At 58.1% G+C, this 14,069-nt stretch carries 12 protein-coding genes, 2 tRNA genes and 3 pseudogenes; 3 read left to right on the forward strand and 14 right to left on the reverse strand.

Going from position 1 to position 14,069, the window contains the following annotated elements:
* Window positions 1-68 precede the first annotated feature (68 nt).
* The 8 genes and pseudogenes from pheT to uvrB form a co-directional block, all read right to left on the reverse strand.
* The gene (pheT, locus tag ACC569_RS04100; RefSeq protein WP_372522226.1) at window positions 69-2,447 is read right to left on the reverse strand and encodes a phenylalanine--tRNA ligase subunit beta; all 2,379 of its coding nucleotides are present in this window, start codon (window positions 2,445-2,447) and stop codon (window positions 69-71) included.
* Between the two features lie 84 nt (window positions 2,448-2,531).
* Window positions 2,532-3,527 (reverse strand): phenylalanine--tRNA ligase subunit alpha, encoded by a 996-nt coding sequence (pheS, locus tag ACC569_RS04105; RefSeq protein ID WP_372522264.1) that lies wholly within the window; start codon window positions 3,525-3,527, stop codon window positions 2,532-2,534.
* Between the two features lie 147 nt (window positions 3,528-3,674).
* Window positions 3,675-4,034, reverse strand: a complete 360-nt coding sequence (gene rplT, locus ACC569_RS04110; protein ID WP_372522227.1) for a 50S ribosomal protein L20 — start codon at window positions 4,032-4,034, stop codon at window positions 3,675-3,677.
* Window positions 4,035-4,046: 12 nt separating this feature from the next.
* Window positions 4,047-4,244, reverse strand: coding sequence for a 50S ribosomal protein L35 (gene rpmI / locus ACC569_RS04115; RefSeq protein ID WP_372522228.1), 198 nt, complete (start codon window positions 4,242-4,244; stop codon window positions 4,047-4,049).
* A 173-nt stretch (window positions 4,245-4,417) separates the two neighbouring features.
* Window positions 4,418-4,927: pseudogene (infC, locus tag ACC569_RS04120) on the reverse strand (translation initiation factor IF-3); the annotation flags it as partial.
* Window positions 4,914-6,857, reverse strand: coding sequence for a threonine--tRNA ligase (thrS, locus tag ACC569_RS04125; protein ID WP_372522229.1), 1,944 nt, complete (start codon window positions 6,855-6,857; stop codon window positions 4,914-4,916). The pseudogene infC and the gene thrS, both read right to left, overlap by 14 nt.
* 95 nt (window positions 6,858-6,952) lie before the next feature.
* Window positions 6,953-7,027 (reverse strand) — tRNA-Val (locus tag ACC569_RS04130).
* Window positions 7,028-7,147: 120 nt separating this feature from the next.
* Entirely contained in the window at window positions 7,148-9,220 is a 2,073-nt protein-coding gene (gene uvrB / locus ACC569_RS04135; RefSeq protein WP_372522230.1) for an excinuclease ABC subunit UvrB, read from the reverse strand.
* 80 nt (window positions 9,221-9,300) lie between these two features.
* Between uvrB and ACC569_RS04140 the strand changes: the two genes are divergently transcribed.
* From ACC569_RS04140 to ACC569_RS04150, 3 genes are all read left to right on the forward strand, one after another.
* On the forward strand, window positions 9,301-10,485 hold the full coding sequence (locus tag ACC569_RS04140; RefSeq protein WP_372522265.1) for a pyridoxal phosphate-dependent aminotransferase: 1,185 nt from the start codon (window positions 9,301-9,303) through the stop codon (window positions 10,483-10,485).
* Window positions 10,486-10,638: 153 nt separating this feature from the next.
* A complete protein-coding gene (locus ACC569_RS04145; protein WP_372522231.1) occupies window positions 10,639-11,226 on the forward strand; it encodes a GspH/FimT family pseudopilin in 588 nt (195 codons plus the stop codon).
* A 56-nt stretch (window positions 11,227-11,282) separates the two neighbouring features.
* A tRNA-Asn gene (locus tag ACC569_RS04150) sits at window positions 11,283-11,358 on the forward strand.
* A gap of 53 nt (window positions 11,359-11,411) precedes the next feature.
* Here the strand turns inward: ACC569_RS04150 and ACC569_RS04155 are convergent.
* The 6 genes and pseudogenes from ACC569_RS04155 to ACC569_RS04180 all read right to left on the reverse strand — a co-directional run.
* A pseudogene (locus tag ACC569_RS04155) lies at window positions 11,412-11,563 on the reverse strand (type II toxin-antitoxin system HicB family antitoxin); the annotation flags it as partial.
* 100 nt (window positions 11,564-11,663) lie between these two features.
* Complete coding sequence (locus ACC569_RS04160) at window positions 11,664-12,029, reverse strand: type II toxin-antitoxin system PemK/MazF family toxin (RefSeq protein WP_372522232.1); 366 nt, start codon at window positions 12,027-12,029, stop codon at window positions 11,664-11,666.
* Entirely contained in the window at window positions 12,013-12,249 is a 237-nt protein-coding gene (locus tag ACC569_RS04165) for a ribbon-helix-helix protein, CopG family (protein WP_372522233.1), read from the reverse strand. The genes ACC569_RS04160 and ACC569_RS04165 overlap by 17 nt, the downstream gene beginning before the upstream one ends.
* A 324-nt stretch (window positions 12,250-12,573) precedes the next feature.
* Window positions 12,574-12,978, reverse strand: a complete 405-nt coding sequence (locus tag ACC569_RS04170) for a type II toxin-antitoxin system HicB family antitoxin (protein WP_372522234.1) — start codon at window positions 12,976-12,978, stop codon at window positions 12,574-12,576.
* Window position 12,979: 1 nt separating this feature from the next.
* Window positions 12,980-13,173, reverse strand: a pseudogene (locus ACC569_RS04175) (type II toxin-antitoxin system HicA family toxin).
* A gap of 349 nt (window positions 13,174-13,522) precedes the next feature.
* Entirely contained in the window at window positions 13,523-13,942 is a 420-nt protein-coding gene (locus ACC569_RS04180) for a heme-binding protein (protein WP_372522235.1), read from the reverse strand.
* Between the last annotated feature and the right edge of the window lie 127 nt (window positions 13,943-14,069).

Raw genomic sequence — 14,069 nt, forward strand, 5'->3', positions numbered from 1 at the left:
AGGTTTTCCGCAAGATCTGCTTTGGTCAAAGCCATATGCCTATACCCTTCTTCTTTGTTCCCAAGGACTTATTGACGTGGTAGCGCTCCCAGCTCGGTTCCCAGAGTCGATATAACCTCTGCCATCACCTGCTCCACATCCACTTCATTAAGAGTGCGCGAAGAGTGCTGCAAGGTCAAGCCCAGGGCCAAACTTTTTCTTCCGGAATCAATGCCTTTCCCGCGATACTCGTCAAATAGCTCAAGGTTTACGAGTAATCTTCCAGCGGTTTTTTGCACACAATCCAGTACCGCTTGGGCTGGTATGGTCTCATTCACTATGATAGCAATATCCCGCCGGATCGAGGGAAATCTGGAAAATTCCTTGAAAATAGGGACTCTCCCCCCCTCCAGAGAGGATAGCGGGAGTTCATACAGCATCACCGGCTGAGAAAGTCCCAAGTGGGCCTGAATCGTTGGGTGCAGCAAGCCCAGCAGGCCAATCCGTTGTCCGTGGTGTTGAATTTCCGCTGTCTGTCCGGGATGCAGGGCCGGGTGCTGTCCGGGCCGGAAAAGCACCTCCCCATCCATGCCCGCTAGGGCGAACAAGGCTTCAATATCGGCTTTGGCGTCATAAAGATCGGCCCCGCGCCGAGGTGCGCCCCATTGCTCAGCCATAGCATCACCATAAACAGCACCGCCCAGCATACGCTCCTGAACAACGTCATGGTTCCGCGGCAGGAAGGTGCGCCCAATCTCAAACAGGCGCACCCGCGTCAGCTGGCGATTCTGGTTATATAGGATGGTCTGGAGCAAACCGGGCCATAGCGAAGTGCGCATAACTGCCATGTCTGCACTGATGGGGTTGGCCAGCGCTAGCGGCGGGATCCCGGGGTCTACCAAGGTTTGAATCTTGGGATCGACGAAGCTGTAGGTGATAACTTCCTGGTAGTCGCGATCCATCAGCGCGGCACGCAGACGCGGTTCGGAGACACCGGACTCCGCTACTGGCCGCGCGGACATCGGTATACGCGGATGCCGGGTCGGGAGTTTGTCGTAACCATGAATGCGGGCGATCTCTTCGATCAGATCCGCTTCACGTTCGATATCGAAACGATAGGAGGGTGGCGTGACGATCCAGTTCGGCCCCGGCTTTTTCAGATTCATGCCAAGACGTTTCAGGATGCTCTCGATAGTTTTGGCCGGCACTTTCATACCCAGCAAACGTTCAACGCGATCGACACGCAACGTAATTGAAGCAGCGCGCGGCAGGTGCCTCCGTGCTGTTTGTTCAATAATCGGTCCAGGCTTGCCGCCAACGATGCCAAGCAGGAGCGACGTCGCGCGTTCCATGGCGCGCCGTTGCAAGTCCGGATCGACACCGCGTTCGAAGCGCTGTGACGAGTCGGTTTGCAATCCCTGTGAACGTGCGCGAACCGAAATCGTTCCCGGCCGAAACCAGGCGCTTTCGAGAAACAAATGCCTGGTGACATTGGTTACAGCAGAGTGAATGCCGCCCATGACACCGGCCAGCGCCAGTGGTTGCCGGTCGTCTGCGATTAGCAGACTGCCTTGCTCGATTTTGATCGTATTGCCATCGAGCAGGACCAGTGATTCGTTTTTCGCGGCATGTCGCACATGAATAGCGCCATGCAGTTTCTCGAGATCGAAGGCGTGCATGGGTTGTCCCAACTCGAGCATGACATAATTGGTGACATCGACAACGGGATGAATGCTGCGGATGCCGCTGCGGCGCAATTTTTCCTTCATCCATACGGGCGTGACCGCGGATGGATTGATATCGCCGATGATACGGCCGACATAGCGCGGACAGTCCTGTGATGCGTCGAGTTTGATGGAAATTTTACGGCGAAGTCTGGCGCCGACCGGTTTGGTGACCGGCGATTTTATTTTCGCACCCGTCAATGCCGCGAGCTCTCTGGCGATGCCGGCGACGCTCAGGCAATCGCCGCGGTTGGGAGTAAGATCGATCTCCAGCGTGACATCATCAAGACCCAGATAATCGGTGATCGACATACCCGGTCTGGCATCCTTGTCCAGGGATAGCAAACCATCGGCGGATTCCGCCAGTCCCAGTTCACTGGCGGAACAGAGCATGCCAGCGGAAATAACACCACGGACTTCCGCGTGTTTGATTTTCATCCCGCCCGGCAGCGTAGCGCCTTCCAGTGCGACGGGCACCTTCATGCCTGGCGCCGCGTTGGCCGCACCACACACGATATTGAGTGATTTGCCTTTGCCGGCATTCACCCGGCAAAGTCGCAGCTTGTCGGCGGAAGGATGCGACGCGACGGAAACGATCTTGCCGACCACGATGCGATTCAGAGCCGGCGCCACGGGTTCAATGGCACCGACTTCCAGTCCAGCCATGGTCAGGCGCTCCGCCAGCGCGCGCGTATCGAGCTTCGGCGACACCCACTCACGCAGCCATTTTTCGCTTATTTTCATAAATGATCTCGAACCGCCAAGAACGCCAAGATAAGTCGACTGAAAGAAATCCCAACTGCTTAGCGTTCTTGGCGGTTTAAATTCTTATTTAAATTGCTGTAAGAAACGCAAATCATTTTCATAGAACAGCCGCAAATCATTCACACCATAGCGCAGCATGGCAAGGCGCTCCACGCCCAGTCCAAAGGCAAAGCCGCTCCATCGCTCGCTGTCGATACCCACATGACGGAACACCTCGGGGTGCACCATGCCGCACCCCAACACCTCGAGCCAACCGGTGTTCTTGCACACACGGCAACCCTTGGCGCCACAGATGACGCAGCTGATATCCACTTCCGCGGACGGCTCGGTGAAGGGAAAGTACGACGGGCGAAACCGTACCTTGAGTGGTTTCTCGAAGAACTGAATGAGAAAATCACTGAGTACACCCTTGAGATCGGCAAAGCTCACCGTCTCGTCCACCATGAGCCCCTCGATCTGGTGGAACATGGGGGTATGGGTCACGTCCGAATCGCAGCGATAAACACGACCGGGCGCGATAATACGCAGCGGCGGCTGGTGGTTTTCCATGTAACGCACTTGCACGGGCGAGGTATGCGTGCGCAGCAATCGGTGCGCATCGAAGTAAAATGTGTCGTGCATCGCCCGCGATGGGTGGCTCGGAGGAATATTGAGCGCTCCGAAGTTGTGGTAATCGTCCTCGATTTCGGGGCCGTCGGCGACATCGAATCCCATGCGCAAGAACAAGGTCTCGAGCCGCTCCAGCGCGCGGGTGATCGGATGCGGACCACCCTGGCGTACGCCGCGTCCCGGGAGTGTCACATCCAGTATTTCACGCGCCAGTTGCTGGTCACGTGCCGCGGATTCAAGCTGATGTTTGCGCGCGCCGAGTTTCTCCTGCAGCGCTTCCTTGGCCCGGTTGACGAGCGCGCCGACGCGCGGCCGCTCGTCCGGCGGTAATCCGCCGAGGCTTTTCAGCTGCTCGGTCAACAGTCCCTTCTTGCCCAGATACTTGACGCGGAGGTCCTCGACAGCCGCAACATCGCCTGTAGCGGCCACGCCCGCCTCGGCTTCGTTCATCAGCGTCTTCAGATGTCGTTCGACTGCGTCTGTCGTGTCATTCACGTTTCAGTTCACTCGCGTGCAAATAAAAAAGGGAAAGGTCGGTTGACCTTTCCCTTTCGGTGACAATCGCCTCATGTGACGGCTCGCGCCGTCATCACGATCTCAAGCGGCCAGAGCGGTCTTGGCCTTGTCAGCCAGAACGGAAAAGGACTTTTTATCGTGCACCGCGATATCGGACAGAACCTTGCGGTCGATATCGATGGCAGCCTTTTTCAATCCGTTCATAAATCGGCTATAGGAGAGACCGCACTCGCGCGCCGCGGCGTTGATACGCGCGATCCACAGGGCGCGGAATTCGCGCTTGCGGACGCGTCGGTCGCGATAGGCATACTGGCCGGACTTGGCCACCGCCTGTTTGGCGACGCGATACACCTTGCGGCGTGCGTTGTAATAACCCTTGGCCTGCGCCAGCACCTTCTTGTGGCGCGCGCCGGCCGTAACTCCACGTTTGACTCTTGGCATGTTCTATTCTCCTCAGCTGTACGGCAACAAGCGGCGCAGACCGGCGACATCGGTTCCATAGACCATGGCCGTGCCGCGCAGGTGACGTTTGCGCTTGGAGCTTTTCTTGGTGAGGATATGTCGCAGATGTGAATGCGAGCGTTTGAAGCCGCCTTTCGCCGTCTTCTTGAAGCGCTTGGCGGCGGCGCGGTTGGTTTTCAACTTGGGCATGTTTGTACTCCTTGAGTAAGCGCCTGCGGGCACATGCGTGGCCCGTTCGGTCGCAGGTTGTAAAAAAATTGCGGCTAGGTCGCCGTCTTGATTTTGGGTTCAGCTTTCGGTTCTGCCTTGGGCTCCGTCTTCGGCGCGGGTTTCTCGCTCTTGACGACCTTGCCGGCACCCGGCTTGGGATTGAACACCATCACCATCTGCTTGCCTTCCATGCGTGGATGTTGTTCCACCACGCCGTAATCCTTGAGATCGCTTTCCAGTCGCTTCAGCATTTCAATGCCGAGTTCCTGGTGCGCCAGTTCGCGTCCGCGGAAGCGCAGCGTGATCTTGGCCTTGTTGCCCTCTTCCAGGAAGCGGACCAGGTTACGCAGCTTGGTCTGATAATCCCCGATATCCGTGCCGGGACGGAATTTGACTTCCTTGATCTGAATCTGTTTTTGCTTGCGCTTCGCCGCGTGTTTGCGCTTGCTTTCCTCGTACTGGTATTTGCCGAAATCCATGACCCGGCAAACCGGCGGCGCGGCGTTGGGTGAAATCTCTACGAGATCGAGGCCAGCTTCCTCTGCCTGGCGCAGCGCATCGCTTATGGGAACTATGCCAACCTGCTGGCCATCACTGCCGATCAACCTGACTTTCGGGGCGTTGATGCGCCCGTTGACACGAACCTCTTTATCCGTCGCGATGTTTCTGATCCTCCAAAATAGTTGCGCCGCGGCTCGCGGTTTCCCGGGTGAGCATGACGTGAAACGCCTCCGGCGTCATCCCGCCGAGATCCTCACCCTTACGCGTGCGCACGGCTAGGGTACCTTCCAGCGCTTCCTTCTTGCCGATTACCAGCATATAGGGGATGCGCTGCAAGGTATGTTCCCGAATTTTAAAGCCTATTTTCTCGTTTCTCAAGTCGGATTCGACCCGCCAGCCGTGGCGGCGCAGGGTTTTCTCAATCTTCCGGGCGGCGTCCTGTTGCTCATCGGTAATGGTCAGGATGACGGCCTGTACCGGGGCCAGCCAGGTCGGCAGCGCTCCGGCATGCTCCTCGATCAGAATACCGATAAAGCGCTCCAATGAGCCCAGAATGGCGCGGTGCAGCATGACCGGGACCTGCTTGGTCCCGTTTTCGGCGATATAGCTTGCGCCCAAGCGCCCAGGCATGGAGAAGTCCACCTGGATGGTGCCGCACTGCCAGATCCGGCCGAGGCTGTCCTTGAGCGAGAACTCGATCTTGGGACCGTAAAACGCCCCCTCCCCCGGCTGCAGGTCCCATTTGAGGCGCTTGGTGTTCAGTGCCTGTTCCAGGGCGTGCTCGGCCTTATCCCAGCTCTCATCGGAGCCGATCCGGTTGGGCGGGCGGGTGGAAAGCTTATAAATGATGTCCTTGAAACCGAAGTCGGCATAAACCCGGTGCAGCAAATCGATGAACGCCGATACCTCGCCCTGAATCTGCCCTTCCGTGCAGAAGATATGCGCGTCGTCCTGCACGAAATTGCGCAGGCGCAGCAGTCCGTGCAAGGCGCCCGACTGCTCATTGCGGTGGCAGGAACCGAACTCCGCCAGCCGTAGCGGCAGGTCACGGTAGCTCTTCAGACCCTGGTTGTAGACCTGGATGTGGCACGGGCAATTCATCGGCTTGACGGCATAAAGCCGTTTTTCCGATTCCGTAATGAACATGTCGCTGTGGAACTTCTCCCAGTGGCCGGATTTCTCCCACAACGAACGGTCCACGAGTTGCGGCGTGCGGATCTCGCGATAGCCGTGTTCGCGCCACAGATCACCCATGTACTGGACGATCTGCTGATAGAGGCGCCAGCCGCGTTCATGCCAGAACACCATGCCCGGGGCCTCTTCCTGCATGTGAAACAGATTGAGGTTGCGACCGATCTTGCGATGGTCGCGTTTCTCGGCCTCCTCGATCTGGTGCAGGTAGGCATCCAGCGCCTCCTTGCTGGTCCAGGCGGTGCCGTAGATGCGCGCCAGCATTTCATTGCGCGAATCGCCGCGCCAGTAGGCGCCGGCCACCTTCATGAGTTTGAACGCCTTGAGCTTGCCGGTCGAGGGCACGTGCGGACCGCGGCAGAGGTCGATGAATTCGCCCTGGCGGTAGAGCGATATATGCTCGCCGGCGGGAATGTCCTCGATGATCTTGGCCTTGTACTCCTCGCCCATGCCCCGGAAAAATCCGATGGCCTCGTCACGCGGCATGACGGTACGGCTGACAGGGTAATCGCGCTTGGCGATCTCGTGCATGCGCTGTTCGATTTTCGCCAGATCCTCTTCCGTGAAACCGCGCTTGAAAGCGAAATCGTAATAAAAGCCGTTCTCGATGACCGGGCCGATCGTGACCTGGGCTTCCGGGAACAACTCCTTGACGGCTTGCGCCAGCAGATGCGCCGTGGAATGGCGGATGATCTCGATCCCCTCCGGGCTTTTGTCGGTAACGATCACAACCTCGGCGTCTTGTTCGACGCGGAACGAGGTATCCACGAGCTTGCCGTTGACGCGACCGGCGAGCGCGGCACGCGCCAATCCCGCACCGATGCTCGCGGCAATATCAGCGACCGTTATCGGCTGGGGATACTCTCTACGGCTGCCGTCCGGCAGCGTGATGACTGGCATGATGCGCGACCCTTTCGTCAGTGGCGACCTCTACGAACGGCCGCGTAAACGGGTTTCAGCATTAGTTATATCCGCCGGCAGCGCCGGGTTGAATCTGGTAGGCGCGAGTGGGATCGAACCACCGACCACCACCATGTCAAGGTGGTGCTCTACCACTGAGCTACGCGCCTGCAAACAGGCGCGGAAAAATAGCACAATTCGGCGCGGCGTCACAAGTTTTATGCGGCATTGGGTGGAAACACCCGCTTTCCCGGAAATTCATTTCATCGAGCACGGGTTGACCACCCTCCTCATCCGCGCTTCCGACCCCCGCCTTCGACCACGCCGAACTGGCGCGAGCGGATGGTGTGAAGCTTGTCGCGCAGCGCCGCCGCCTGCTCGAACTCGAGATTGCGCGCATGGGCGTACATCTGTTTTTCCAGCTTGTTGAGCAGCTTGGCCAGCGCATCCGGTGCCATGGCCGCGTATTCGGCCTCCTCCTCGGCGGCGTGCAGGAACTCCCGTCCCGCATGGGCGGATTTCGTGCCGTAGTTTTTCGTGCCGAACAGCGGGTGCGTGGGCGGCACGCCGTCGATGATTTCCTTGACTGCCTTGATGATGCCCATGGGCGTGATGCCGTGGGTTTTGTTGTAGTCGACCTGTTTCAGCCGCCGGCGCTCGGTCTCGCCGATGGCCGCCTGCATCGAGTCCGTCATGCGGTCGGCGTAAAGAATCGCCTTGCCGTTTATATGACGCGCTGCCCGGCCCATGGTTTGGATCAGGGAACGCGTCGAGCGCAGGAAGCCCTCTTTGTCGGCGTCGAGGATGGCGACCAGCGACACCTCGGGAATATCCAGTCCTTCACGCAGCAGATTGATGCCGACCAGCACGTCGAAGGTGCCAGCGCGCAAATCGCGAATGATCTCCGAACGCTCAATGGTCTCGATGTCCGAATGCAGGTAGCGCACGCGCACGCCGTGCTCATGCAGGTATTCAGTGAGGTCTTCGGCCATGCGTTTGGTCAGCGTGGTGACCAGCACGCGTTCGCCGTCCGCGACGCGAAGGCGGATCTCGGACAAAAGGTCATCCACCTGCGCCGTCGCCGGCCGCACTTCCACCTCTGGGTCGACCAGACCGGTCGGCCGCACGATCTGGTCCACGACAACTCCGTGGCAACGCTCACGCTCGTACGGACCCGGTGTGGCCGAAGTGAAAATCGTCTGCGGCATCAGGCGCTCGAATTCATCGAAGCGCAGCGGCCGGTTGTCGAGCGCCGAGGGCAGACGGAAGCCATATTCGACCAGCGTCTCCTTGCGTGAGCGGTCGCCCTTGTACATGCCCCCGAGCTGGGGGATGGTCACATGACTCTCGTCGATGACGAGCAGCGCATTTTTCGGGAGATAATCGATGAGGGTCGGCGGCGGTTCGCCGGTCTTGCGCCCGGAAAGATAGCGCGAGTAATTTTCGATGCCGGCGCAATAGCCCACCTCGCGCATCATTTCGAGGTCGTACAGCGTGCGCTGTTCCAAGCGCTGCGCCTCGACCAGCTTGTCCAGGGAGCGCAATTGTTCCAGGCGTTCGCGCAGCTCCTGCTTGATCTCGTCGATCGCCTTTACGATGGTCTCGCGCGGCGTGACGTAATGCGACGAGGGAAAAATGGTCATCCGCACCCGGCGCCCGGCGACTTCGCCTGTCAGGGGGTCGAATTCGGAGATATTTTCCACGTCCTCGCCGAACAGCTCGACGCGCACGGCGAGCTGTTCCGATTCAGCCGGGAAGATGTCGATGACGTCACCGCGTACGCGGAACGTGCCGCGGCGCAGTTCCAGGTCGTTGCGCGTGTATTGCATTTCCGTCAGCCGTTGCAGGATGGCGCGCTGGTCCATGGTGGCACCCTGGCGCAGATGCAGAATCATGCTGTGGTAGGCATCCACATCGCCCAGGCCGTAGATGGCCGAGACCGTGGCCACGATGATGGTGTCTTCGCGCTCGATCAGGGCCTTGGTGGCCGACAGGCGCATTTGCTGGATCTGCTCGTTGATCGAGGCGTCCTTCTCTATATAGGTATCCGAGGAGGGAACGTAGGCCTCGGGCTGGTAGTAGTCGTAGTACGACACGAAATATTCCACGGCGTTGCGCGGAAAAAAATCGCGGAATTCGGAGTAAAGCTGGGCGGCGAGCGTCTTGTTCGGTGCCAGCACCAGCGTCGTCCGCTGCAGCTGCTGCACGACATTGGCGACAGTAAAGGTCTTGCCGGAGCCGGTCACGCCCAACAGGGTCTGACAGGCCTCGCCGTGGCGCAGCCCCGCCATGAGCGCCTCGATAGCCTGTGGTTGGTCACCTGCAGGCTGAAAAGGGCTGAGAAGTTCGAGCTTCTGGTTCATACGCTATCGTTTTTCCGCTGACATGCAGGTATATTACCGCGTTTTTCCAATATCGATTTCACGAGGAACCGTTGTCCACCATCCGCCTGTCAGGTCGCGTCAACCGCATCAAACCCTCCCCCACGCTGGCTGTCGATGCCCGGGCCAAGGAACTCAAGGCTCAAGGCAAGGATGTCATTAGCCTCGGCGCGGGCGAGCCCGATTTCGACACTCCGGAGCACGTCAAGGAGGCGGCGGTCCGCGCCATCCGTGACGGCTTCACCAAATACACCGCCGTGGACGGCACGCCCGGGCTCAAGCAGGCGGTGATCGCCAAATTCAGGCGCGACAACGGACTTGATTACACACCGGAGGAAATCCTCGTCTCCGTCGGCGGCAAGCATAGCTTTTTCAACCTGGCACAGGCACTGCTCGACAACGGTGACGAGGTTATCATCCCGGCGCCGTACTGGGTATCCTACCCGGACATGGTGCTGCTCGCGGACGCGAGTCCCATCGTCGTCTCGGCCGGCATCGATCAAGCCTTCAAGATCCGCCCCGATCAGCTCGAGCGCACCATCACCCGCCAGACGCGCTTGCTTGTCATCAACAGCCCATCGAACCCGACGGGAGCGGTCTACACGCGCGCGGAGCTGGCAACATTAGGCGAAGTGCTGCGCAAGCAGCCGCACGTGTTGATTGCCACGGACGACATGTACGAACATATTCTGTGGTCGAATGAACCGTTCTGCAACATTCTTAATGTCTGCCCCGATCTCAAGGAACGCACGATCGTATTGAACGGGGTTTCGAAAGTGTATGCCATGACAGGCTGGCGCATCGGTTATGCCGCCGGCCCGAAGTCGCTGATCGCGGCGATGAAGAAAATCCAATCGCAGAGCACCTCCAATCCGACGTCGATCGCACAGGTGGCGGCAGAGGCGGCGTTGAATGGCGATCAGGGATGCATTGCGCCGATGGTGCGTGCGTTCAAGGAACGGCACGATCGCGTGGTGAGCCGTCTGAACAAAATTCGTGGCGTGCGTTGTCTGCCCTCGCAGGGAACGTTCTATGCGTTTCCCGATTTCAGCAAGGCGATTGCCGCGACCGCCGGCATGGGCAACGATGTCGAGATGGCCGAGTACATTCTTAATAAAGGCGAGGTGGCGCTGGTACCCGGTTCCGCTTTCGGTGCCGAAGGTCACCTGCGCCTCTCCTATGCCACGTCCATGGATACGCTTGAAAAAGCGCTTGATCGGATTGGTAAATTACTCGGTACGAATTAATCCACAAGAATATATAAGATATAAAGCTTACTTTGCAGGTCTTGCAACCTGGGTATGGATTGGCATAATTATGCCTAATAATACCAAGCTGCAAAACCCAAGATAAAAACGTCGCGGGATAGCGGCGTCAACAAAAAAAACAGGATGGATGGGGTGAATCGTTATTTGCCCGGATCATTATCACCGCTACCAAGCTCCAGATATCTCCTGAAGCAGGGCGGCTATTCGCTCTACGATCTGATCATCACTTCTGCGGTGGCGAGCGTACTGGGGGTAGGCGCCATGGGCATGAGCAGCCTGGTGCAGGATGCGCGCATGGCGGCTGGAGTCAATAAGTTAATGACAGAGCTAAGTCTTGCTCGCAGCGAAGCCATCAAACGCCGATCGGCAATTACACTCTGCGCCAGCACAACAAGCAATGAATGCCAGAGTTCTCGAAAATGGCATGACGGCTGGATAATGTTTTGGGATCCGAACGGCAACGGCAGGCTCGAACCGGGTGAGTCCATACTGCGTGTTCAGGACTCGCCGGCGATCAAATCTTTGAACTTTGGCGCCTGGGGTCCAGGCACTGGTCAGTGGGTCACCTACGAAGCCGATGGCTCGACCAAGCAAAATGGAACCTTCACATTTTGCGACAGCCGTGGCGCTGCCAAGGCCAAGGCGGTAATTCTGCTTGGAACGGGACGCCCGCGGGTTTCAGCCCTCAATGCCAGCGGTGATCCGCTCAATTGCACCTAGGGGCTTGCCTTGACCCTACCCGACTTCCACCATAACATACGCGCCCTTCTGACAATTCCCCGGTAGCTCAGTCGGTAGAGCAAGTGACTGTTAATCACTGGGTCGGCGGTTCGAGTCCGTCCCGGGGAGCCACCTCTTTTCGATATGCTGTATCGATACTGGCGCTGGCTTTTTCTCATCCATCACGCCTTCCAAGTGCAGCAGGATCGCTTCCTTGGCATGGGTAAGCGCCTCATCCAGCGTTGTAGCCGGCCGAGAAGCAGCCCGGAAGATCGGGCACAACCACGCCATAGGCGTGCTTCTTATCGCCCTTCTCAATCGCTACTACGTAACGCATATCACTTACCTCCTTAACGGATTCCCGCTTGCTTAAGAATGGCCTTCACGAAACCGGTGCCCAGATCTTTTCTTGGATCCGGCACTGCCACCAGGCCGGGTCACCCCGGCGCAGGCAACAGATCCAGCACCTCGTGCAAAGCGCTGTCCACCAGCACCATGAATTCCGCCGAGCACTGCACCAGCGGACCTTCGATTAGGCGTTTGTTATCGATCGCGCGCAGCTGATCGATTAACAGGTCCGAGTCCTTCTTCAGTCGTCCGTGCGCGGAGACGCGCAGCCGCAGCGGTGCGGCTTCCTCCACCAGGCGCGTAGTCAGGGGAACGATGAGCGTGGAGGGGTGGTCGGCGTCCAGCAGCGCCTGGCTCTGCACAATCAGCACGGGGCGTATCTTGCCCGGTTCCGTGCCGCGTCGCGGGTTGAGGTTAGCGAGCCAGACGCTTCCGCGCTTACGCATCCGGTGCATCTTCAATGGCGTCGAATTCGGCGTTAACGCGCATGCTTTCGCCGCGTACCCGCCGCGAGGCCTCCATCATGCGTCGGCGGCGGTTTTCGGCGATTACCTGCGCGTTGAGCGCGGCAATCGCCCGCCGGATGTATTCGGCGCGCGGAACCTTCAGTTCCCGCGCGCGCTTCTCGGCCTCTTTTATGAGTTCATCCGGCAGGCGCAACGAAACGGTAGTCATATATGTATCTCGATTTGTATTCTATGATGAATATACACTTTGCCGTCATGGTTAGCAAGCCCAATAACAAGGTAGCTGCTATGAAATGTCAGTCAGCAGGATTTGATTCACACGGCAGGGGTAGCAGGTTCGAACTACAGATTGGGCTTTCCGAGGCCGGTTACATTAGGTTAACTGAAACCGACCAGTGCCCAGATTTGTCCGGAATGGGGAGCCAAAATTAAGGGGTTTCTGAGATTCACCGATCAGGCGCCCAATCAAAGCGGATTGCACGCGTCTGCAAATAAAACCCCGCCAGGCGGCGGAGTTTTGATCACGACTGTCCTACCCGGCGCGCCTCACCGATTCGATTCCTACCCGGGCGAGATAACCGGAGCGGGATTCCCCCGAGCGCTTCGCCGCTTCATCGATCACGCGCAGCACTTTGCGGGGCAGCGTGATGTTGATGCGCTCGGTCTTGTCATCGAGCTCGGCAAGGTCCACCTCGATAACCGCCCAGGTCCACCCTTTGTATTTGCGGTTCTTCTGGTGCGCCTCAAGCGGCTTTGGTGCTGGCGCTGGTTTTTTCTCATCCATCAAGCCTTCCAGGTGTAACAGAATCGCTTCCTTGACATTAGAAAGTGCCTCATCCAGCGTGTCTCCGGCCGAAAAGCAGCCCGGGAGATCGGGCACAACCACGCCATAGGCGTGCTTCTTGTCGCCCTTCTCAATCGCTACTACGTAACGCATATCACTTACCTCCTTGCCGGATTCCCGCTTGCTTAAGAATGGCCTTCACGAGACCGGTGCCCAGGTCCTTCTTCGGATGTGGCACGGTCACTAGGCCGGGTTTCGCCGGGTGCTTGAATTGGTGATGACTGCCACGCACCCGCATGAGCTGCCAGCCAGCGGCTCTGCCAAGCGGATCAGCTCCCGGCTGTTCATAGTGTGTATTATACACACTGCTTTAGCTTGATGCAAAGAGGCGGGGAAAATCGACAACGGAATCGCTGTGCCTATTTTGTGCTTAACACCGTCACTCTCCAGCTAATTCCAACCTACTCCAGCCAATATGGGACAATTTGATTTGATAAGTCTTTGTTGTAAAGGGCTGGAGTGGATTGGAATAGGCCGCCGTAGGTAGACAGGAATTGATTCACACGGCAGGGGTCGCAGGTTCGAACCTCCGGATGGGCCTTCCGGCCGGTTACGGTAGGCTGACTGACACCGACCAGTGCCCAGATTTGTCCGGCATAGGGAGCCATCTTTGCTGGTGTCATGCCAGCCGACAAAATCACTCCAGGATCGCCGCGCCGGCACGGGCGATTTGACCATCCTCGGATGATTTGACTCCGCTGACGCCGACGGCGCCGACGATCTGGCCTTTCCAAGTCAGCGGCACGCCGCCTTCTGATGACAGCACGCCCGGCAAACCAAGAACTCTATGCTGTCCACTCGCCAGGAGCTCTTCCCATGCCTTGGTAGGTCGCTTGAACGCCATAGCCGATCTGGCTTTCTGGATAGCGATCTCTACGCTGCCGAACTGGGCATTATCGAGACGTTGCAGGTAGATCAGGTTGCCACCGTCATCCACGACGGCGATCACCACCGGCCAGGCATGTTTCAGTGCCTCGGCCTCCGCTGCAGCGACGATTTTCTTGGCGGCTGCCAATGTTAACATCGCCTTTTCAACCACCATGCTGTTATCCGGCATTGCTCTCCTCCTTCTTATTGCTCAGCGAATGAATAAGGTACAGGGAAGACATTATCATGCAATCATTAATCCATTGCAGAATGCCGGACTTGTGAGAAGCCGCATTGATTCCGCATAATCTGCCTTT

It is taken from the genome of Sulfuricaulis sp. (assembly GCF_041499725.1).
Classification (GTDB): Bacteria; Pseudomonadota; Gammaproteobacteria; order Acidiferrobacterales; family Sulfurifustaceae; genus Sulfuricaulis.

Excerpts from the sequence above, each read along its gene's own strand:
- ACC569_RS04170 (WP_372522234.1), bottom strand. The coding sequence starts at position 12,978 with ATGCGTTACGTAGTAGCGATTGAGAAGGGCGACAAGAAGCACGCCTAT.
- uvrB (WP_372522230.1), bottom strand. The coding sequence starts at position 9,220 with ATGAACCAGAAGCTCGAACTTCTCAGCCCTTTTCAGCCTGCAGGTGAC.
- ACC569_RS04180 (WP_372522235.1), bottom strand. The coding sequence starts at position 13,942 with ATGCCGGATAACAGCATGGTGGTTGAAAAGGCGATGTTAACATTGGCA.
- ACC569_RS04165 (WP_372522233.1), bottom strand. The coding sequence starts at position 12,249 with ATGACTACCGTTTCGTTGCGCCTGCCGGATGAACTCATAAAAGAGGCC.
- pheS (WP_372522264.1), bottom strand. The coding sequence starts at position 3,527 with ATGAACGAAGCCGAGGCGGGCGTGGCCGCTACAGGCGATGTTGCGGCT.
- rpmI (WP_372522228.1), bottom strand. The coding sequence starts at position 4,244 with ATGCCCAAGTTGAAAACCAACCGCGCCGCCGCCAAGCGCTTCAAGAAG.
- pheT (WP_372522226.1), bottom strand. The coding sequence starts at position 2,447 with ATGAAAATAAGCGAAAAATGGCTGCGTGAGTGGGTGTCGCCGAAGCTC.
- rplT (WP_372522227.1), bottom strand. The coding sequence starts at position 4,034 with ATGCCAAGAGTCAAACGTGGAGTTACGGCCGGCGCGCGCCACAAGAAG.
- thrS (WP_372522229.1), bottom strand. The coding sequence starts at position 6,857 with ATGCCAGTCATCACGCTGCCGGACGGCAGCCGTAGAGAGTATCCCCAG.
- ACC569_RS04160 (WP_372522232.1), bottom strand. The coding sequence starts at position 12,029 with ATGCACCGGATGCGTAAGCGCGGAAGCGTCTGGCTCGCTAACCTCAAC.